The organism is Actinoplanes solisilvae (assembly GCF_003999975.1).
GTDB lineage: Bacteria > Actinomycetota > Actinomycetes > Mycobacteriales > Micromonosporaceae > Actinoplanes > Actinoplanes solisilvae.
On the sequence record NZ_RJAC01000001.1, the window covers coordinates 865,193 to 885,045 of the forward strand.

Consider the following 19,853-nt stretch of genomic DNA (forward strand, 5'->3'; position numbering starts at 1 on the left):
TCCTACGGCTCGAACTTGTAGCCGAGGCCGCGGACCGTGACGATGTAGCGCGGGGCCGACGGCTCCGGCTCCACCTTGGACCGCAGGCGCTTGACGTGCACGTCGAGGGTCTTGGTGTCGCCCACGTAGTCGGCACCCCAGACCCGGTCGATGAGCTGGCCGCGGGTCAGCACCCGGCCGGCGTTGCGCAGCAGCAGCTCGAGCAGCTCGAACTCCTTGAGCGGAAGCTGCACGCCGACGCCGTCGACCGTGACCACGTGACGCTCGACGTCCATGCGTACCGGGCCGGCGGCCAGCGTCGGGGTGGTGACCTCGGCCGCCTCGGTGCCCTGGCGGCGCAGCACCGCGCGGATGCGGGCGACCAGTTCGCGGGGCGAGTAAGGCTTGGTCACGTAGTCGTCGGCGCCGATCTCCAGGCCGACGACCTTGTCGATCTCGCTGTCGCGGGCGGTGACCATGATGATGGGAACGGCGGAACGCTGCCGGAGCTGGCGGCAGACCTCGGTGCCGGACATCTCGGGAAGCATGAGGTCGAGCAGCACGATGTCGGCACCGGTCCGGTCGAACTGCGTCAGCGCCGAGGTACCGGTCGGGGCGACCGACACCTCGAAACCCTCCTTGCGCAGCATGTACGACAGGGCGTCGGAGAACGACTCCTCATCTTCGACCACGAGCACGCGGGCCAATGTGGTTCCTTCCATCTTCCGGGTTACCGGGGCTCAACGCCCGGTCGCACCGGACTCGATCTCAATTGCCGTCGGTAACGGCAAGGGGGCTTCCGGGGGACGCGCCGGTAGGCGCAGGGTGAATGTCGAACCGTCGCCCAGGGTGCTGGTGACGTCGACCCGGCCCCCGTGGTTGGTCGCGATGTGCTTGACGATGGCCAGGCCGAGGCCGGTTCCGCCGGTCGACCGGGAACGAGCCTGGTCGGCGCGGTAGAACCGCTCGAAGATGCGGTCGACATCGTGGGGCGCGATGCCGATGCCCTGGTCAGCGACGTCGATCTCGACCCAGTCGTCGCCCTGACGAAGGGTGATTTCGACCTTGGTGTCCTCGCCCGAGTAGGCGATAGCGTTCTCGACCAGGTTGGTGACGGCGGTGGCGACCTGGCTGTCGCTGCCGTAAACGGTAGCTCCCTTGGGGCCGCTGTAGACGACCTCGATCGTCTTGGCCGACGACGTGGTGCGCGTGCGGTCGATGACCTCGGCGATGACCCAGTCGACCGAGACCGGCTCGGGGGTCGGCAGCGGCTCGGCGCCCTGCAGGCGGGTCAGCTCGAGCAGCTCGTTGACCAGGCGGCCCATGCGAGCCGACTCGTGGTGGATGCGCTCGGCGAACCGGCGGGCGGCGAGCAGGTCCTCCGACTGTTCCTCGTCGGCCTCGGCCGCCGGCACCTCGGTCGCGTCGAGCAGCGCCTCGGCCAGCAGCTGAAGCGCGCCGATCGGGGTCTTGAGCTCGTGACTCACGTTGGCCACGAAGTCGCGCCGCACCCGGGCCAGCCGGTGCGACTCGGTGACGTCGGCCGCCTCGACCGCGACGTGGGTCGCGTTGAGGGCGACCGCGCGCAGGTGCAGGCCGAGCGGGGCGTGGGCGGAACCGGCACGGCCCCGCGGAAGATCGAGTTCAACCTCACGGCGTACGCCCGTGCGCCGCACCTGACCGGCCAGCGTTCGCAGAATGGGGTGGGCGGCGATCGTGCCCGGCGCCCCGCCCGAGCGCAGCAGGCCCATCGCCCGGGCGGCCGGGTTGACCAGCACGGGATGATCTTCGGCGTCGAGAACGACCACCCCGACACGCAGCGAGTCGAGGCTCTTGCGGCCCAGCCCCTTCATGCCGTGCTTGCCGGCCGGCTGCTCCCATCCCACCGCCCCGCCCGCCGCCCCAAGACGGCCTGAAGACTCGTCCGTGTCGATGGTGCGTCCCCCCTCAAGCGGCCGTCGGTCGGTCGCCTCGGCCGGCCTCTGCGATGCGCGGGTGCGGGCGAACAGCACCCCCGCGATCGCGCCGGCAACGAGCGCGACGAGGAGTAGAGGGATGCCGTACGCCAAGTCCACGCAGCGATCGTAGGGTCATTGTTTACCTGGCCACTACGATGAGCCGGACATATCGGGCGCGCGTCGAATAATGTTCACCACTGCGCCCGGCGTCGTTCATCGCCGTTCACGTACGCGCCGCCGGGTACGCATAGCGTTGGCCCCTGACCAGCCCCACCGACCCCCGGGACGAGGACATGCGCGAGGAGTTCCAGGCCGACCTCAATGAGGTCAGCCGCTTGCTGGTGACGATGGCGGAGGCGGTGCGGGCCGCGATGCGCAAGGCGACCACCGCGCTGCTCACCGCCGACCTCAAGGCAGCCCAGAGCGTGATCGAGCGGGACGCCGAGGTCGACGAGATCTACAAGCAGGTCGAGACCAAGGTCGCCGACACCATCGCCCGTCAGGCACCGGTCGCCTCCGACCTGCGGATGGTCATCACGGCCCTGCACATCTCGGCCGACCTCGAGCGGATGGGCGACCTGGCCGAGCACGTGGCCAAGACGGCGCAGCGGCGGCACCCGTCGCCGGCCGTGCCCGCCGAGCTACGCCCCGTTTTCAAGGGCATGGCCGAGGTCGCCGACCGGATGGCCGAGCAGATCACCGACCTGCTGGCCAAGCCCAACTCCGAGCTGGCGGCGCAGCTAGATCAGGCCGACGACGAGGTGGACGAGCTCGAGCGCCAGCTCTTCAAGATCCTGCTCGACGACGACTGGCCGTACGGTGCCGAGACCGCGATCGACGGCGCGCTGCTGGGCCGTTTCTACGAGCGTTACGCCGACCACGTCGTGAACATCGGCGAGCAGCTGGTCTTCCTCATCACCGCCGAGCGTGTCACCGACCAGAGCTGAGTCTCTCGCTCGCCTGGTCGAAAGGGCCGGGACGCCACGGGGGCGTCCCGGCCCTTATCTATCGTCCCTGGTTGGCGACCGCGGCGGCGGCCTTCTTGGCGGCCTCGGGGTCGAGGTATTCGCCGCCCGGCTTGAGCGGGTGCAGGTCGTCGTCGAGGTCGTAGCGCAGCGGGATGCCGGTCGGGATGTTCAGCTTCGCGATCGCCTCGTCGGAGATGCCGTCGAGGTGCTTCACGATCGCGCGCAGCGAGTTGCCGTGCGCCGCGACCAGCGTGGTCTTGCCGGCCCGCAGGTCGGGGACGATTTCGTCGTACCAGTAGGGCAGGGCGCGGACCAGCACGTCCTTGAGGCACTCGGCCGACGGCTTGACCTCGGGCGGGAGCAGCGCGTAACGCGGGTCGTCGAACTGCGCGTACGGCGAGTCGGCCTCGATGGGCGGCGGCGGCACGTCGTAGGAGCGCCGCCAGAGCATGAACTGCTCCTCGCCGTACTGCTCGAGGGTCTGCTTCTTGTCCTTGCCCTGCAGGGCGCCGTAGTGACGCTCGTTGAGCCGCCAGGACCGCTTCACCGGGATCCAGTGGCGGTCGGCGATGTGCAGGGCGATCTCGCTCGTGCGGATCGCGCGGCGGAGCACGCTGGTGTGCACCACGTCAGGCAGGACGCCGCTCTCCTTCAGCAGCTCGCCACCGCGGCGGGCCTCGGCCTCACCCTTGGCGTCAAGGTCGACGTCGACCCAGCCGGTGAAGAGATTCTTGGCGTTCCACTCGCTGTTGCCGTGTCGCAGCAGCACCAATGTCCCTGTCATGGGCTCCATCCTGCCGCAGCCACCTGAACGGCGGGCGGCGACCCTCAAGTGGCGACCGCCACGTGGAAACCCGGTTGCGCCGCCCCCTAGGTTGTAAGGGAATAAAGCGTGATCACTACTTACGGGGGCAACGTGCGCGGTTGGTTCGGCCAGGCCATCGGCGGGCTGCCACGACAGTTCTGGCTGCTCTGGACGGGCACCCTGATCAACCGCCTCGGCTCGTTCGTGGTGATCTTCCTGGCCCTCTACCTGACCGACGAGCGGCACTTCTCACAGAGCCGGGCCGGCCTGGTCATCGGCCTCTACGGGGTCGGCGGCGCGCTCGGCACGACGGTCGGCGGGGTGCTGGCCGACCGCTGGGGCCGCAAGCCCACGATGCTGACCGCCCAGTTCGGCGCGGCGGCGCTGATGCTGGCACTGGGCTTCGCCCACGACTTCACCCAGATCATCACGGTCACGTTCCTGCTCGGCTTCTTCAGCGAAGCGGTCCGGCCGGCCTTCTCGGCGATGATGGTCGACGTCGTGCCCGACCGAGATCGCGTACGGGCGTTCTCGCTCAACTACTGGGCGATCAACCTGGGCTTCGCGACGGCCGGCGTCGGCGCGGGCCTGGCCGCCAAGGTCGACTACCTGCTGCTCTTCGTGGTCGACGCGGCGACCACGCTGGTCACGGCCCTGATCTGCCTGATCTTCCTGAAAGAGACCAACCCCGGCCGTACGGTGGTCCGTCCGCCCTCCGACACATCCGGCGGCGGCCTGATCGCCGTGCTGCGCGACCGCGTCTTCGTCAGCTACCTGCTGATCTCACTCGGCGGCATCGTCGTGATGATGCAGCACATGTCGACCCTGCCGATCGCGATGCGGGCGGACGGCCTCTCGGCGGCGACGTACGGCTGGGTGATCGCGGTCAACGGGGTGCTGATCGTGCTGGGCCAACTGTTCGTCCCCCGGCTGATCGGCGGGCGCGAACCGCACCGGGTGCTGGCACTCGGCTCGCTGATCATCGGCGTCGGCTTCGGCCTGACCGCTTTCGCCGACGCGGCCTGGTTCTTCGCGCTGACCGTCGTGATCTGGACGCTGGGCGAGATGATCCAGTCGCCCAGCAACTCGACGACCGTGGCCGGTCTCTCGCCCGCAGCGCTGCGGGGCCGCTACCAGGGGCTGAACTCGCTGAGCTGGTCGGCCGGCGCGGCGTTGGCGCCGATCGCGGGCGGCTTCACCCAGGAGCACCTCGGCAACACCGCGCTGTGGATCGGCTGCTTCGTCGTGTGCGCGCTGGTCGCCGTCGGGCACCTGATCGCCGGGCCGAGCCGGCAACGGCGAATCCAGGCGGGCACCCTTCTGCCGGCTGGCGCACCCGTTCCCCCCGTTCCGGCCGTCGCCGAGCCCGTGGCCGACGCGCCTGTCGTCACCCGGTAACGTCCCCATCAGTTAAGACGATTTACAAATGGGGAGTGCCGCGTGCGGGCATGGCTGCGGGACACGGCCGGCGGCCTGTCCGCCACCTACTGGTACCTCTGGACCGGCCTGCTGATCAACCGGGTCGGCGGCTTCGCGGTCCTGTTCCTCTCGCTCTACCTGACCTCGCAGCGCGGCGCCGACGCTGCTCAGACCGGACTAATCGTGGGCACGTACGGCCTCGGCGGTCTGGCCGGAACCCTGGCCGGCGGCGTCCTGACCGACCACTGGGGCCGTCGCCGCACGCTGCTGGCCTCGCACTTCGCCACCGTCGCGGTGCTGACCGCGCTCGCCTTCACCAGCGAACTCGTCATGATCGCCGTACTGTGTGCGCTGCTCGGCGTCGCCCAGTCGATGCCCGCCCCCGCATTCGTCGCCGCCATCATCGACGTGACTCCCGCCGCGCGGCGGTCGCGCGCCTTCAACCTGCAGTTCTGGGCGCTCAACCTGGGCCTGGCCGGGGCGTCGCTGCTGGCCGGCCTGCTGGCGTCGTGGAGCTACCGGGGCATGTTCCTGATCGACGCGGCCTGCACGCTGGCGACCGGGATGCTGATCGCCTGGAAGGTGCCCGAGACCCTCCCCGTTGACCGGCCATCAACGACGGGTGGCGGGCTTCGCAGCGTGCTGACCGACCGGTTCTTCCTGGTCTTCGTGGGGCTGACGCTGCTCCAGGCCCTGATCTACACCCAGGCCAGCACCATCGTGCCGCTGGCCATGCACGCCGACGGGTTGAGCCCTTCAGCGTACGGCTCGGTGGTCGCCCTCGGCGGCGCCCTGATCGTGCTGGGTCAGCTCTTCGTGCCGCGTCTGATCGACGGGCGGCTCAAGCACCGGGTGCTGGCACTGGCCCTGCTGGTCGACGGGGTCGGCTTCGCGATGCTGTTCGTCGCGGACCACCTCGCGGTCTACCTGGCGGCCGCCGTGATCTGGACCATCGGCACGATGCTGGCCGCTCCCCCGAACGCCGAGATCAACTCTGAGCTGGCGCCGCTCGCGTTACGCGGTCGCTATCAGGCGGTGTTCTTCCTGACCTTCCCCGCGGCGTCGTTCCTGGCGCCATCGCTGGGCGGGGTGGGGTTGCAGTGGCTCGGGGACGCGCATTGGCTCGCGGTGGGTCTGCTGGGCGTCTTGGCGGCCGTTCTGCATCTCGCGGCGGGGCCGCGCCGGGAACGCCGGGTGGCCGCGATTCGGACGGAGACCGCCGCGACCGCGGACGTGCCCTGAACCGCTTCCCCACGAGGGCAATTCGAGAACTCGAGCCGGCCGGACCCGCCGATGAGATCCGTTATCGCGAACATCGTCGTGGAGATCCGGAGGGCCACCGCCCGCAGGACCACCGCCCGGAGAGCCACCGCCCGCAGGGCCACCGCCCGGAGAGCCACCGCCTCCCCCGCCCGGCCCAAGGGCATGGCGGGGACGCTACAGCGAGCAATGCCCAGTCGCGCGTGGTTGTCCACAGCGCGGCGAGTCCCCAATCGAGAGCTTGTCCACAGCCTATTTGCGACGAATGCGACCATCGAGACAAATGTCAGCCGCGGACCGATTGGCGGGCGAGAAAGCCTTCGAGATCGACGGTCCGCCCCGGGCCTTTGTTCGCCTGATCGTTGATGTAGGGGCCTCGATTGCGTTCCAGGGGCCTAGATCCAGGACCTCGCATTGATCAAGGGCGGGGAGAGGCCTGCTTGCCTGAAGTCGGGACCTGTCGTCCGGCTTGACCACTCGTCAGCACGACAGGCGGCACGGCGCGGCACGACCACGCCAGCCCGCCGGGAAGTCCCAGCGACCACCGCGCCACCGCGACGAGTCAAGCAATTGGGATCGGCCGCCAACCTCGGCGCGGGGGCCCGCTTTGACGAGATCGCGGAGCCTCGCCGTGACGAGATTTCAGCCTGGGCGTGACGAGATCGCGGAGCCTCGCCGTGACGAGATCGCGGAGCCTCGCCCCGACGAGATTTCAGCCTGGGCGTCAACAGAGCCGGGGCATGAAAAAGGACGGCCCGCGAAGACCGTCCCGTTGGCGCCGGCGGCGGCGGACGACGCCCATCCCCATAGGCGTCGCCCGCACTAACCGCCGGTCTCGGGTCGCGCCGTCCCCCAACGGCATATGCCACCCGTCCCCAAACGTCGGCCGCGGTGATCGTCTCCGATCCACCAGTTCCCCGAACTAACGGTCCGACGTCCATTGATTACGCTAGTTGCGGCAGTCAAGGCAGACAAGCCAACTGGCTGTCTGCCATCTGTCTGCACCATCACAGTCACCCACAATTGGCCGATCGGCGGATGACCTACCCCACACTTGGCCTGGACAAAAGCCACAGTCCGGGCGGGGGCAAAACCGTCGCTCCATTCCGATCGGCAGTGGAGCAAGCCGAGCGCCACCCGCGATGACCTGCGCGGTCATGATCGCGCCACGCCGCCGGCCTGCCGGTGCCGAGAGTCACCCGGCGTTGGCAGGGGTCCCCGAAACGGTCTCAATGGACGCCCCTCCGACTGTGCATACGATTGACGCGTCAATCAGCTTTCCCGTCGCTAATCAGGCGGCGAGCAATCGAGAAGTACCCATGAGCATCGTCGCGCCGAACGAGAACGAGACCCCGGACCACGACGATCCTCGATACCTGAAGAGGAACGGCATCTTCGTTCCGCCCGGCGAAGGTGACACGCGGTGGATCGTCGGGAACACGTACACCCTGAAGGTCGGTGGCCCGGAAACGGGCGGACGGCTCACCTTCGTGGAGGCGACCGTCCCGGCCAACGCCGGCGCGTTCCCGCACGTGCACACCAAGCACCAAGCACCAAGCACCAGGAGGCGTTCTACCTGATCTCCGGCGAGCTCGAGTTCACCAACGGCGACTCCACCGTCACGGCCGGCCCGGGCTCGTTCTACTTCGTGCCCAACGACACGCGGCACGGCTTCTTCAACAAGACCCTGCACGCCGCCAAGATGATCTTCATGTTCCTGCCCGGCGGCTACGAGGAGCTGCTCTTCGACGGAGCGCCGAAGGCCGAGTACGGCAAGCCGGCTCCGCACATGATGGACAACCTGCCGACCATCGACCCGGAGCTGATGGAACGGTTCGGCTCGTTCATCATCCCGAGCGACCTGCCGAAGGCCGACTGACGCGAAGCCCAGAGCGGCCCGGAGCCCTCGGACGGGTTCCGGGCCGTCGAAGGGCGGGGTGAGACCCTCAGGACGGCGGCGCGAGGTGCTTGAACGCCTGCAGATTGGCCAGGGACTCCCCGCGCTTGACCCGCCACTCCCACTCACGCCGGATCGACGAGCCGAAGCCGATCTCCAGCATCGTGTCGAACGACTCGTCGGCGTACGTCAGAACCGACCCGAGCAGGCGGTCGAGCTCGTCCTCGTCGAGGCCGCCGAGCGACACCCGCCCGGTCAGATAGACGTCGCCGGCCGCGTCGATCGAGAACGAGACCCCGTACATGCGGGCGTTTCGACGCAGCAGCCAGGCCCACAGCTCTTCGTGCCGTTCGTCGGGCCGCCGCATGACGAAAGCCTCGATGCGCAGGGCGTGCTCGCCGACGACCAGGTTGCACGCCGTCTTGAGCTTGTGGGTGCCGGGCAGCGTCACGACGTACGCCCCGGGGCCGGTGACCTCCCACTCGAGCTCGCGGTCGGTCAGCGCCTTCTCGATCAGCTCGTGCACCATGCGTACGCCTCCAGCCGCTCAGCGATCAATGCGCGGTGCGCGGTAACCGCCTCACGGTAGACCGCGAGCAGCCCCTCGGCCGTACGGTCCCAGGAGAAGTCGGAGGCGTGCGCGACGGCCCCCGCCGACAGCCGGCGACGCAGCCCCGGGGAGGCGAGCAGGTCGTCGAGCACCTGCGCCCACCGCTGCGGGTCGTGCCCGTCCACCAGTACGCCGCTGAGCCCGCTGCGGACCGCCGTGACCAGGCCACCGACCGCGGCCGCGACCACGGGCGTGCCACAGGCCTGCGCCTCGAGGGCCACCAGGCCGAACGATTCGTTGTAGGAGGGCACGGCGACCAGGTCGGCGCTGCGGTAGAGCGCGGCCAGCCCGGCGCCGTCCTGCGGGGGCAGGAAGACCACCTTGTCGCTGACGCCGAGCGAGGCGGCCAGCTCGATCAGCGCGGTCGGGCGGTCGAGCCCGGAGCCGCTCGGCCCACCGCAGATGACCAGCGTGGTGTCCGGCTCCCGCATCAGCGCGAGCGCCGAGATCAACACGTCGGGTGCCTTGAGCGGCTGGATCCGGCCGACGAAGGCGACGACCTTGCCGCGCGCGGGCAGCCCGAAGCGGGCCCGGTCGGGCGAGCCGGGGCGGAACCGGTCGAGGTCGACGCCGGGCGGCACGACGCTGACCTTGGACGGATCGGCGTCGTAGTGCGCGACCAGGTCCTGCGCCTCGAAGCGGGTGTTGGCGACCAGCCGGTCGGACGCGGCGATCACCTGTTCCTCGCCGATCACGCGGGCCTTGGGCTCGGGCCGGTCACCCGCCGCGATCAGCCGGTTCTTCACCTTGGCCAGGGTGTGCGGGGTGTGCACGTGGGGTGTGCCCCAACGCTCGCGGGCCAGCCAGCCGACCTGGCCGGAGAGCCAGTAGTGCGAGTGGATCAGGTCGTAGTGGCCCGGTGGGTGCGCCGCCTCGGCCCGCAGCACGCCGTTGGTGAACGCGCAGAGCTGGGCGGGCAGCTCCTCCTTGGAGAGGCCCTCGAACGGGCCCGCGGTGACGTGCCGGACCGCGACGCCGGGGGCCATCTCGACGACCGGGGGAAGGTCGCTGCGGGTGGCCCGGGTGAAGATCTCGACTTCCACGCCAAGGCGGGCGAGCCGCTTGGCGACCTCGACGATGTACACGTTCATTCCGCCGGCGTCGCCGATGCCTGGCTGCTCGAGCGGGGACGTGTGAACCGAGAGGGTGGCGATGCGCCGCGGGGTCGGCCAATCTGCCACGATGCTGCCTCCTGGACAAGATGCCGGTAGCAATGTCGCCACGGGGGAAAGTTGCGCCGTCATACATCTTCCCCACGGAAGTGCGCCGAACCACTATGCAGCCACCCCGGGGTGACTGATGTCATCGGGAAGGATGAGGGCATGAAGAACATCGCTGTCGTGACGGGCGCGTCGAGCGGCATCGGGGCGGCGACCGCCCGCCGGCTCGCCACCGAGGGATTTCACGTGGTCGTGGCGGCCCGCCGGGCCGATCGGCTGGCCGCTCTGGTCGGCGAGATCGGGCCCGACGCCACCGCGGTCGAGTGCGACGTGACCTCCGAAGAGTCGGTCGCCGCCCTGGCCACGGCGGTCGGCGCTCTCGACGGCCCGGTGACGTTGCTGGTCAACAACGCGGGCGGCGCAATCGGCCTTGATCCGGTCGAGACCGGCTCGGCCGACGACTGGCAGCAGATGTACGACGTGAACGTGCTGGGCACGCTGCGGGTGACCAAGGCATTGATCCCCGCTCTGGTGGCCAGCGAGAACGGGACGATCGTGACGGTCGGCTCAACCGCGGCGTTCACCGTCTACGAGGGCGGTGGCGGTTACACGGCCGCCAAGCACGCCCAAACCGCCCTGGTCGGCACGTTGCGGCTCGAACTGTCGGGCAAGCCGGTACGCATCGTCGAGGTCGACCCGGGCATGGTGCGCACCGACGAGTTCTCGCTCAAGCGCTTCGGTGGCGATCAGGCCCGGGCCGACGCGATCTACGACGGGGTCAAGGAGCCGCTGGTGGCCGACGACATCGCCGACATCATCGCGTTCGCCGCGACCCGCCCGCACCACGTCAACCTCGACCGCATCGTGGTACGCCCGATCGCGCAGGCCGCTCAGTACAAGGTCTTCCGCCAGCCGTGAAACCCGTCGGCTCGATCACCCGAGGGACGACCAACCCCAACCGGCTGCGGCGCGTCGACAACTACGTCGCGTACCGCTGCGGTGATCTTCTGCGCGACGCGGACGATCCGCTGGTGATCGATCTCGGCTACGGCGCCACCCCGGTGACGGCGGTCGAGCTGCGCGCGCGGTTGGCCACGGCGGTGCGTCCCGATGTCACCGTCGTGGGTCTCGAGATCGATCCCGTACGCGTCGCGGCCGCCCTCCCCCACGCCGACCCCCCGCGTCTCGAGTTCCGCCGGGGCGGCTTCGAGCTGGCCGGCTTGCGTCCGACCGTCGTGCGCGCCTTCAACGTGCTGCGGCAGTACGACGAGGGTGAGGTGGCCGCGGCCTGGTCGGCGATGACCGCGACCGGCGCCGTGCTGATTGAGGGCACCTGCGACGAGCTGGGCCGGATCGCCACCTGGGCCGTGGTCGAGGCCGGCGAGCCGACAACTCTCACCCTCTCCGCCCGGCTGGCCGACCTGGACCATCCGGCGGTCTTCGCCGAGCGGCTGCCCAAGGCGCTGATCCACCACAACGTGCCCGGTCAGCCGGTGCACGAGTTGCTGTGGGCCCTGGGCCGCGCGTGGGAGACCGAGGCCACCCCGTTCGGCCCGCGGCAGCGCTGGCTGGCGACCTGCCGCCGCATGAGCGACGTCTGGCCGGTGCTCGACGGCCCCGCGCGCTGGCGGCTGGGGGAATTGACGGTGCCGTGGACCTAAACGTCCTCGCCGAGCACGGTTCGCAACGTCTTCACCAGCACCTCGCTGCTGAACGGTTTCTTCACCAGCAGCGCGTCCTCGCCGATCAGGCCGTCGGCCACCGCGATCTCCTTGGGCAGCCCCGAGATGTAGACCACGCTCATGCTTGGCCGCAGCTTGGTCGCCGACCGTGACAGCTCGCCGCCCGAGACGCCGGGCAGGCCCAGGTCGGTGACGAGGATGTCGATGTCGCCGGGGTGCTCGCGGCAGGCGGTGATGGCCTGCTGGGAGTCGCCGGCGATGAGGGTGTCGAAGCCACGACGCTCGAGCATCCGGCGCATGATGTCGCGCAGATCCTCCTCGTCGTCGACGACGAGGACCGTGGGCCGCGTCTCGGGTGCCGGCGCCTGCGACATGGGTCCTCCTGTGGATGTCACGTTCCGTACCTGTTCGCGGTCTCACGCTATAGGCACCAGGTTGCACGGTCGGGCCTTTGCCGCATCAACGCCGCACGTCATGTCCTGTTGGCCAGTTCACCCGTTGGAATACGCATGCCGCCAACGCGTTGAGGGAAATTGCGAGGTGGCCCGGTTGCACTCGGGTTGCAACGCCTTCGGGGTCGCAGAGAAGGCCTGGAAGATCGAAGAGCAAAGCTAAAGCTGTGTGCCGGCGGACCGATCAACACCTCGTACCGCTACACACCGCCACTGAGCAAGGAGAGCGATATGTCCAGCCTGCTGTCGCCCGAAGTCACCATCGTTGCCGAGCTGACCGAGCGCTGCGACCGTTGCGGTGCCGCCGCCAAGCTGGTGGTCACGCTGACCAGCGGCGGCGAACTGGCCTTCTGCGGTCACCACGCCAATCGGCACAGCGACGACATCGTGAAGGTCGCCGAACGCATCGTCCTGGAGGACGGCTTCGAGTGGGCCGGGAAGTAACCCCTTAACGCGCATAAGCCGCGTTATGCTCTTTTCTTCAGCTCTTGAGGGGAATTACGGGCATGACGCGGCGCGTGGAGTTCGAGCACGCGGCCGAGCTGGAACGCGGCAACAACGAGCTGCGCCAGGAAAATGCCCGGCTCGAGGCGGCGCTCACCTTCAAGAACGACCTCACGTCGATGCTGACGCACGATGTCGCCCAGCCGATCAGCTCCATCGCGAGCCTGGCCGAGCTGCTGCGGGCCGACTGGGACGACCTCCCGGACGACGTCCGGTTCGAGCTGGCCACGAAGATCGATAAGAACACGCAGCGGCTCATCAAGATGATGAACGACCTGCAGCTTCTGTTCCGGCTCGACACGGGCTCGGTCACGGCCCGGCGCAACCCCGTGCCGTTGCGCGAGGTGGCCGACGGCATCGCGCCTGATCAGGCGCTCGTCGAGATCGATCCCGGGTTGTCGGTGCTGGCCGACCGCGGCCATGTCGTGGCCGTCCTGCAAAATCTGGTCAACAACGCTTTCGCGTACGGATCCTCGCCTGTTCGCCTCACCGCGGCGCGCCACGAGGATCACGTCGAGGTGGTCGTTCAGGACAGCGGCCCCGGCATTCCCGCCGAACTGCTGCCCAATCTGTTCGGACGGCTCGTGCGCGGCTCCGGCCTGGGGCTGTTCATCGTGCGTCACCTGGCCGAGGCGAACGGCGGATCAGTCCGCTACGAGCCCGCCGAGCCGAACGGCGCCCGGCTGATCGTCACCTTCGAGGCCGCACCGGTCTGACCGTCCCGGCCCGGCCCCGTCGTCACCGATCACCGCATGTCGTGGGCGCTCCCGCGATCCTCTTCGTTGATCATGCCGTCGCCCCAGATGTCCTTCTTCGTGGTGCGCCCGCCCATCGCGGCCGCGCCGCCGGAGGGCCCGCCGCTGATCGTGCCGGCCTTGGCAACCCGTCGCCCGGGCGCCAGCACGTCGTCGAGGTCGTGTGGGCTTCTGATTCCGGGGGCCGACGTGATGTCGACGCTCGTGCCCATGGTCGACGCCGCCATGCCGTGATAGGGCAGGTCGGCTCGGCTGGCGTTGCTGTGCTCGCCCGCGCTGGTTCCCCAGCCCGCGCCGGGGTGCGGCCGATTGTCGGCCGCGATCGCCGCGGGGTTCGGTGCCGGCTTGGACAGCTTCTTGGTGCTGGCTCCGCCCTCGACCAGGCCCTTGAGGGCGGTCAGGTCAGCCTTGAGGCGCTGGTTGAGCGAGGCCTGGCCGCGCCGGTCGTTCGGCATGAGGAACGCGATGTCGGCCTCGAGCTGGGCGACCACCTGCGTCTTCATCTCGCCCATGGGCCGCAGCGTGAGGGTCTCGGCGAGCCGCGGGCCCTCCATCGTCGACCATGACACCCGCTCGTCCAGCGTGCGCTCCGTGAACTGCGCGTCGAACTCCCGGGTCTTCCCCTCGACGTCCAGCACCCAGTGGGTGCGGTCGTTGCCGATCGGGGTGACCTCTCGCACGCCGCTCATGAACCGTGGGTAACTCTCGAACGCGGCGAGTTGCTCGTACACCGTGTGCAACGGTGCACTCACCTCGATGGCCTGCTGAACCATACTCATCGCATCTCTCCCATGCCTTCGCGAACTTACTGTCGGCATGACTGAGCGTACGGAGACGACTACTGAGCGCGGTCTGTTTCGCTCAGACTCGGCGCAGGTACTGCCATCGGCCGACCTCGGCGGCGTACCGGGCGTCACTCGCGGGAGCCAGGGCCACCTCCGCCGCGCGCAGCAGCGCGACGACGCGGGGCGAGGGGGATCGCCAGGCCTCGCTGATCTCGACCACGGTGCCGGTCTCCCGGCAGGTGGCGGCGAGCGCGGCGATCAGGTCGGGGGTCAGCACGGCCTCGTCCAGACCGACCTGGGCGATCAGGCAGAGCGGGCGGGCGAGCTGGGCGGGGGCATAGCGCGAGGCCCGCTCGAGGCCGCGGATCACCGCGGTCACCAGGGACTCGGCGACCTGGCCGGCGGTGATCGTGCCGGCCGACAGCATGGCGCGCACCTCACGGGGGCCGAAAAGCCCGGTGGGCAGCGGCAGGGCCGAGACAGCGACCGAGAAGGCGTCGAGCGAGCTCGGGTCGGGCGGCAGGGCGAGCCAGCCGTCGGGGCGCACGACCTCGACCTCGGCCGCCAGTCGCAGGCGCATCTCCGTACGCCGCTGGGCTCGTCGGACCGAATCGGCGTAGACCGAGAGCCAGGCCGTGTCGGGGCCGGCCTGGTCGGCGAAGGTGAGCGCGGTGAGCCCGGCGGCGTCGGCCGCGGAGGTCACGACCCCGACCGCATCGCGCCCGGCCGCGAAGCCGGTGTGCACATGCGCATCGACCGTCAGATCAAGCGCGTCCATGACACCCACGACTGTTTCCCGCTCCGCGCTCACTGTTACTCCCAGGCCTAAGGACTCCCGGCGGGCAGTCCCGCCTGATCACGAGAGTGCGGGCGGCGCGTTGCCGGCGACGGTCGGTCACCGGTGCAATCGGGGAGCTAAAGACGGAACGCGCTGACCAGGCTGCGCAGTTCGTCGGCCGTGCGGGCCACGCCGGTGGACGCCTGGCGGGTCTGCTCGACACCCCGGGCGGCCTCGGCGCTGGCGCTCGAGACGTCGGCGATGTTGCCGGCGATGCGGGCCGAGCCGTTCGCGACCTCGGCGATGCTGCGGCTCATCTCGCCCGTCGTGGCCGTCTGCTGCTCGACCGCCGACGCGATCGTCGTCTGGAAGTCGTTGATCTGGTTGATGACCTCGCTGATCCGTGAGATGACCTCTACCGCCCCGCCCGTGTCCTGCTGAATGGCGGCCACCCGGGTCCCGATGTCCTCGGTCGCCCGTGCCGTTTCCTGGGCCAAGTCCTTGACCTCGCTCGCCACCACGGCGAAGCCCTTGCCGGCCTCCCCGGCTCGCGCGGCCTCGATGGTCGCGTTCAGGGCCAGCAGGTTGGTCTGCTCGGCGATCGAGGTGATCAGCTTGATGACGTCGCCGATCTCGGCTGACGAGTCGCCGAGCTGACGCACCGTCTCGGTGGCCCGCGCGGCCTCGGACACCGCGATCGACGCGATCTGGGCCGATTCGCTGGTGTTGCGCGAGATCTCGCGGATCGCCACGCCCATCTCCTCGGATCCCGCGGCCACGGTCTGCACGTTGCGGGCGATCTCCTCGGCCTCGGCGGAGGCGGAGGCCGACTGCCGGTCGGTTCGCTGGGACGACTCGGCGATCTGCGCGGCGACCGCCGACAACTCACCGGCCGAGGCCGCCAGCGTTTCCGCGTCACGGCCGATCGTCTCAAGCGAGCCGCGGATCGAGTCCAGGGCGCCGTCGAGGCCGGCCGCCATCCGGCCGAGTTCGTCGCGCGAGTTGATGCCGCTGCGACCGGTCAGGTCACCACGGGCGAGCCCCTCGATGACCACGCCCAGCACCCGGAGCGGCGTCAGGATCGAGCGGGCCATCGGGATCGCCAGACCGATCAGCAGAGCCAGCCCGGCCAGGGCCACCACGATCGAGACCGTACGGGTCCGGCTCACCGTGGACGCCATGTCGGCCCGCTCGGTGACGACCGCGGCGTCGACCCGCTCGACCAGGGCGCCGAGCTTGTCGTCGGTGAGGTTGTTGCGCTCCGCGATCTCGCCGATGCGGTCGTCGGCGGAGCCCGGGTTCCGGCTCGCCGCGGCCACGAACTCGGTGATGAACGTGCCGAAGTCGACGAAGTCCTGGCGGTCGCCGGCGAAGATCGCGGCGAGCTCGTCCGGCAGCCCCGCGCTCATCACCGCGTCGGCCGCCTCGGTCGCCGACTGCACGTCGTCGGCCACGTCACCGGACACGTCCTGGCCGAGCGCGGAGCGGTAGCCGTCCACCTTGAGTTCGCTCTGCCGGGTGTCCAGGTGGTTCAGGGCGGCCAGTCCGTTTTCCAGCCCCGACACGCGACCGGCCTGGTCGGCCAGCCGGTCCTGGCTCACCAGCCCGATCGTGGCCAGGGCACCCAGCATGAGTGCGCCGACCAGCACGATGATGCCCAGGCGTTTGGCGATCCCGAGTTGCGCCAGTCGCGACATCGATCCTCCTCCGCGAAGCCAGAACGCCCCGTCGCCAGGCGACGGGGCGTCCGTAGGTCAGTCCGATGTAGTCGGTGTTTGCAGCATCTTGCTGACCGCCCGCACCTCGTCCTGGGTGGGCGAGGCGGCCTCTCGGTTGGATGTCTGCAGCTCCCGGTACACCTCTTCGCGATGCACCTGCACGTCACGCGGAGCCTGGATGCCCAGCCGGATCACATCACCACGCGCTTCGAGGACGGTGATGACGACGTCGTCGCCGATCATCACACTCTCCCCGGAGCGCCGGGTCAGTACGAGCATCGTCGGTGCCCTCCTCCATCCGTGGACGGACAGCATCGCGAGTCAGGCGCGGCCCCGATACGGCGACCGCGCCCGCGGCACGTCAGTAGACCGGATTCATGACCGCGCGGACGGGGAACCCCGAGCCGCTGAGCACGACCTGCAGGGCGCGCATGCTGTCCCGGTCGACGACGATCGGGGCCATCAGGTTCGCGGTGGTCTCGTTGGCGCCGGCCGTGATGACGGTCAGCAGCAGAAGCCGGTCCGGGTCCTTGCTGTTGAGCGCGGCGAAGACGTCGGGCTCGATCTCGGGCGCGTAGTCCGGGAAGAAGGGCTCCGGCGGCGCGACGAGGAATCGCAGGTCGGGGTCCTCGGTGGACGTGAACGCGTAGAGCAGGCCGTCCTCGTTGAGCCGCACCAGCACGAACTCCCGGTGAGCCGGGAACCCGGGCATCGGTACCGCCATCGTGATGGCCGGCAGGCCCAGCGACGGGTCGGCAATGGTGTCCTCAATGGGGCGGGACGCGGTACGAGTAGTCATGGTCACCTCAGGAAATCGATGAGCGAGGGCTGGATCACCTTGGCCGAGGCGGCCAGGGCGGCCTGATAAGACGTCTGCTGGATCTGCAATTCCATGATCGCCTTGGGCAGGTCGACATCCTCGATATCGGACAGCTGCGACGTCACGGACAGCAGATGGTCATCAGCGGACTGCTTCATCTGCGTAATCCGATTATATCGGGCGCCAACACCCGAAAGGGTGGACTTTAGTAAATCGTGGGCAGTATCGAGATTGCCCAGGGCGTTGTTCAGCGCGACGTCGTCATTGCCGCGTAGCGCCGTCGAAATGTCGCTCAGCACCTTGAACAGTTGAGTGTCACTACCGTTTTTCCCGAACGCCTCGGCACCGGTCGCATCGATCCGGACCTTGGCGTTCGGCCCGACCGTGCGGGTGGTCTGCCCGTCGTTGCCGACATAGGCGCCGGCGTCGTCGAAGGCCACGCTGCCCGGGGTGGTCCCGCCGAACACCGGTCGGCCCAGGAACTTGGTATTGGCCTCGCCGATCATCGACTGCCGGATGTTGTCGATCTCGACCGCGATCGCGTCACGCGCCGACGAATTGTTCGCCGCACTGAGGCCCTGCACGGTCAGATCACGTGCGCGAATGAGCTGCCCTGACGCGTCGCCCAGCTTGTCCTGAATAACGCCAAGCCAGCCGATTCCGTCGTCGGCGTTGCGCGCGAACTGCTGCGTGGAGCGCATCTCGCCGCGTAGCTGCAGCGAGGTGACCGTGCCGGTCGGCGAGTCAGAAGGGCGGCTGAGCTGCTTGCCGCTCGAGATCTGTTCCTGCAGTTTCTGGCCGCGGGCCATGTTGCGGTTGAGGTCGCCGAGCATGCGGTGCCGCATGCTCGAGTCGGTGACCCGGCTGGGAATGGTCATGTGCCGGCTCCCGTTCAGCGGCCGACGAGGCCGGTGCGGTTGATGAGCTGATCGAGCATCGAGTCGATCGTGGTCAGCACCCGGGAGGCGGCCTCGTAACCCCGTTGGAAGGTCAGCAGGTTGGTCATCTCCTCGTCGAGGTTGACGCCCGACTCGGCCTCCCGCGAGGTGTCGACCTGGTCGCGTACGGCGTCCTGGATCTCGCTGCGCCGGGCCGCCGACTGCGAGGCCACACCGAGCTGACCGATCATCTGCTGGTAGGCCTGATCGGGCCCGTTGGCCGAGACGCCGAGGGCGGCCAGATCACCGGCCTTGTCGTTGTCGATGGCGGCGACCGCGGGCGGCACGGCCTTGGGGTTGCCGGCCGAGAAGGCGACCTTGTCGGGATCGTTGATCGCCACCTTGAGGTCGCGCGCGTTGGTGCCGGTGAAGAACGGTGCGCCCGGGTCCCCGTTGATGTCGAAGCCGCTCGTGACCAGTCCGTTCACGCTGTTCGACAGCGTCTTGGCGACCTCGTCGAGCTGGCCGGAGATGCCCGGGATGATGGTGTTCATCGTGTCGAGCATCGAGCCCATCGTGCCGCCCATCTGAGCCGGCGTGGTGGTGCCCTTCCAGGTCAGCGCGACCTGGGTGCCGGGCGTCCACGAGTCCAGATTGGGCGGTCCGGAGAGTTCGAGCTTGGTGGTGGTGAAGTCGCTGACGAGCGGTGTCGATCCGATGTAGACGTTGATCGCGCCGTTGGTCTTGGCGTGGGTGGTGGCCCCGGTCAGCTCGGACAGCTTCATGATGGCCACGTCGCGGCGGTCCTGCAGCTCGTTCGCCTCGAGCCCGGACGACTGCGCGACCACGACCTGGTTGTTCATGTCCGCGATCGAGGAGGCCAACGTGTTGACCTGGTCGACGTACGCCGTCATCTCGTTCCGGCCGGCCATGAACTGGCTGCTCAGCGAGGCGCGCGTGTCGTTCAGGGTGATCGCCACGGTCCGGCTTCTCTCGAGCAGCGAGGAGCGGGTCGACGTGTCCTGCCAGTTGTTGGCGACGTCGTTCCAGCCGTCCCACATGTCGTGCAGGCGCGCCTGCAACGCGGTGTCACTGGGCTCGGCGAGCACGCTTTCGATCTGGTTGTACGCCGCCTTCTGCGTGGACAGGTACGCCGCGTTCGCGTGCTCGGTCCGCCCGCGTTCCTCGAGGTAGGCGTTGCGCCCGCGTTCGACCCCGGCGACGGTCACGCCGTTGCCGACCTGGGTCGTCGTGGCATAAACGCCGGGGTTCAGGCTGCCGGTCTGCGACTGCATGCGGACCCGCTGCTTGGTGTAGCCCTCGGTGTTCGCGTTGGCGATGTTCTGGCCCGTGACGTCCAGACCCCGGCGCTGCGCGTAGAGCGAGGTGAGTGCCGTGTTGATGCCGCTGAAGGAGCTAGCCATA

Annotated in this window: 22 protein-coding genes; 9 read left to right on the plus strand and 13 right to left on the minus strand. The window is 69.1% G+C overall.

Going from position 1 to position 19,853, the window contains the following annotated elements:
• Positions 1 to 2: 2 nt before the first annotated feature.
• Together EER30_RS04135 and EER30_RS04140 are read right to left on the minus strand one after the other, a co-directional pair.
• Positions 3 to 686 (minus strand): response regulator transcription factor, encoded by a 684-nt coding sequence (locus EER30_RS04135; RefSeq protein WP_127498367.1) that lies wholly within the window; start codon positions 684 to 686, stop codon positions 3 to 5.
• A gap of 33 nt (positions 687 to 719) precedes the next feature.
• Positions 720 to 1,865: a sensor histidine kinase gene (locus EER30_RS04140; RefSeq protein WP_432417516.1), complete on the minus strand. Its 1,146-nt coding sequence runs from the start codon at positions 1,863 to 1,865 to the stop codon at positions 720 to 722.
• 365 nt (positions 1,866 to 2,230) lie between these two features.
• On the opposite strand from EER30_RS04140, the gene phoU reads away from it, so the two are divergent.
• Entirely contained in the window at positions 2,231 to 2,884 is a 654-nt protein-coding gene (gene phoU / locus EER30_RS04145; RefSeq protein ID WP_127498369.1) for a phosphate signaling complex protein PhoU, read from the plus strand.
• A 58-nt stretch (positions 2,885 to 2,942) separates the two neighbouring features.
• Here the strand turns inward: phoU and EER30_RS04150 are convergent, their stop codons facing one another.
• Complete coding sequence (locus EER30_RS04150) at positions 2,943 to 3,698, minus strand: phosphoglyceromutase (protein WP_127498371.1); 756 nt, start codon at positions 3,696 to 3,698, stop codon at positions 2,943 to 2,945.
• 99 nt (positions 3,699 to 3,797) lie between these two features.
• Between EER30_RS04150 and EER30_RS04155 the strand changes: the two genes are divergently transcribed.
• From EER30_RS04155 to EER30_RS04165, 4 genes are all read left to right on the plus strand, one after another.
• The gene (locus tag EER30_RS04155; protein ID WP_432417500.1) at positions 3,798 to 5,108 is read left to right on the plus strand and encodes an MDR family MFS transporter; all 1,311 of its coding nucleotides are present in this window, start codon (positions 3,798 to 3,800) and stop codon (positions 5,106 to 5,108) included.
• A 42-nt stretch (positions 5,109 to 5,150) separates the two neighbouring features.
• Positions 5,151 to 6,371, plus strand: a complete 1,221-nt coding sequence (locus EER30_RS04160; RefSeq protein ID WP_127498373.1) for an MFS transporter — start codon at positions 5,151 to 5,153, stop codon at positions 6,369 to 6,371.
• A gap of 1,337 nt (positions 6,372 to 7,708) precedes the next feature.
• Positions 7,709 to 7,969: a cupin domain-containing protein gene (locus tag EER30_RS48400; RefSeq protein ID WP_240669866.1), complete on the plus strand. Its 261-nt coding sequence runs from the start codon at positions 7,709 to 7,711 to the stop codon at positions 7,967 to 7,969.
• Entirely contained in the window at positions 7,969 to 8,268 is a 300-nt protein-coding gene (locus EER30_RS04165) for a cupin domain-containing protein (protein ID WP_240669851.1), read from the plus strand. The genes EER30_RS48400 and EER30_RS04165 overlap by 1 nt, the downstream gene beginning before the upstream one ends.
• A 67-nt stretch (positions 8,269 to 8,335) precedes the next feature.
• Here the strand turns inward: EER30_RS04165 and EER30_RS04170 are convergent, their stop codons facing one another.
• Complete coding sequence (locus EER30_RS04170; RefSeq protein ID WP_127498376.1) at positions 8,336 to 8,815, minus strand: type III secretion system chaperone family protein; 480 nt, start codon at positions 8,813 to 8,815, stop codon at positions 8,336 to 8,338.
• Positions 8,800 to 10,077 (minus strand): D-inositol-3-phosphate glycosyltransferase, encoded by a 1,278-nt coding sequence (gene mshA / locus EER30_RS04175; RefSeq protein WP_240669738.1) that lies wholly within the window; start codon positions 10,075 to 10,077, stop codon positions 8,800 to 8,802. The genes EER30_RS04170 and mshA overlap by 16 nt, the downstream gene beginning before the upstream one ends.
• Positions 10,078 to 10,218: 141 nt before the next feature.
• Between mshA and EER30_RS04180 the strand changes: the two genes are divergently transcribed.
• On the plus strand, positions 10,219 to 10,974 hold the full coding sequence (locus tag EER30_RS04180; RefSeq protein ID WP_127498380.1) for an SDR family oxidoreductase: 756 nt from the start codon (positions 10,219 to 10,221) through the stop codon (positions 10,972 to 10,974).
• Positions 10,971 to 11,717, plus strand: a complete 747-nt coding sequence (locus EER30_RS04185; protein WP_127498382.1) for a class I SAM-dependent methyltransferase — start codon at positions 10,971 to 10,973, stop codon at positions 11,715 to 11,717. Before EER30_RS04180 ends, EER30_RS04185 begins: the two co-directional genes overlap by 4 nt.
• Here EER30_RS04185 and EER30_RS04190 read toward each other — a convergent pair.
• Positions 11,714 to 12,112 (minus strand): response regulator, encoded by a 399-nt coding sequence (locus EER30_RS04190; protein ID WP_127498384.1) that lies wholly within the window; start codon positions 12,110 to 12,112, stop codon positions 11,714 to 11,716. The two genes, EER30_RS04185 and EER30_RS04190, sit on opposite strands and share 4 nt — an antisense overlap.
• 309 nt (positions 12,113 to 12,421) lie before the next feature.
• Between EER30_RS04190 and EER30_RS04195 the strand changes: the two genes are divergently transcribed.
• Positions 12,422 to 12,634, plus strand: coding sequence for a DUF7455 domain-containing protein (locus EER30_RS04195; protein WP_127498386.1), 213 nt, complete (start codon positions 12,422 to 12,424; stop codon positions 12,632 to 12,634).
• 62 nt (positions 12,635 to 12,696) lie between these two features.
• Positions 12,697 to 13,410 carry a sensor histidine kinase gene (locus EER30_RS04200; protein ID WP_127498388.1) on the plus strand — a complete coding sequence of 238 codons (714 nt, stop codon included), beginning with the start codon at positions 12,697 to 12,699 and terminating at the stop codon, positions 13,408 to 13,410.
• A gap of 29 nt (positions 13,411 to 13,439) precedes the next feature.
• Here the strand turns inward: EER30_RS04200 and EER30_RS04205 are convergent, their stop codons facing one another.
• From EER30_RS04205 to flgK, 7 genes are all read right to left on the minus strand, one after another.
• The gene (locus EER30_RS04205) at positions 13,440 to 14,228 is read right to left on the minus strand and encodes an SRPBCC family protein (protein WP_240669739.1); all 789 of its coding nucleotides are present in this window, start codon (positions 14,226 to 14,228) and stop codon (positions 13,440 to 13,442) included.
• An 82-nt stretch (positions 14,229 to 14,310) separates the two neighbouring features.
• A complete protein-coding gene (locus EER30_RS04210; RefSeq protein WP_127498390.1) occupies positions 14,311 to 15,045 on the minus strand; it encodes a hydrolase in 735 nt (244 codons plus the stop codon).
• 104 nt (positions 15,046 to 15,149) lie between these two features.
• A complete protein-coding gene (locus EER30_RS04215) occupies positions 15,150 to 16,709 on the minus strand; it encodes a methyl-accepting chemotaxis protein (protein ID WP_127498392.1) in 1,560 nt (519 codons plus the stop codon).
• 57 nt (positions 16,710 to 16,766) lie between these two features.
• Positions 16,767 to 17,045, minus strand: coding sequence for a carbon storage regulator CsrA (csrA, locus tag EER30_RS49355; RefSeq protein WP_432417501.1), 279 nt, complete (start codon positions 17,043 to 17,045; stop codon positions 16,767 to 16,769).
• Between the two features lie 46 nt (positions 17,046 to 17,091).
• A complete protein-coding gene (gene fliW / locus EER30_RS04225; RefSeq protein ID WP_127498396.1) occupies positions 17,092 to 17,529 on the minus strand; it encodes a flagellar assembly protein FliW in 438 nt (145 codons plus the stop codon).
• Between the two features lie 2 nt (positions 17,530 to 17,531).
• Positions 17,532 to 18,428: a flagellar hook-associated protein FlgL gene (gene flgL / locus EER30_RS04230; RefSeq protein ID WP_127498398.1), complete on the minus strand. Its 897-nt coding sequence runs from the start codon at positions 18,426 to 18,428 to the stop codon at positions 17,532 to 17,534.
• A 14-nt stretch (positions 18,429 to 18,442) separates the two neighbouring features.
• Positions 18,443 to 19,852, minus strand: a complete 1,410-nt coding sequence (gene flgK / locus EER30_RS04235; protein WP_127498400.1) for a flagellar hook-associated protein FlgK — start codon at positions 19,850 to 19,852, stop codon at positions 18,443 to 18,445.
• Position 19,853 lies beyond the last annotated feature (1 nt).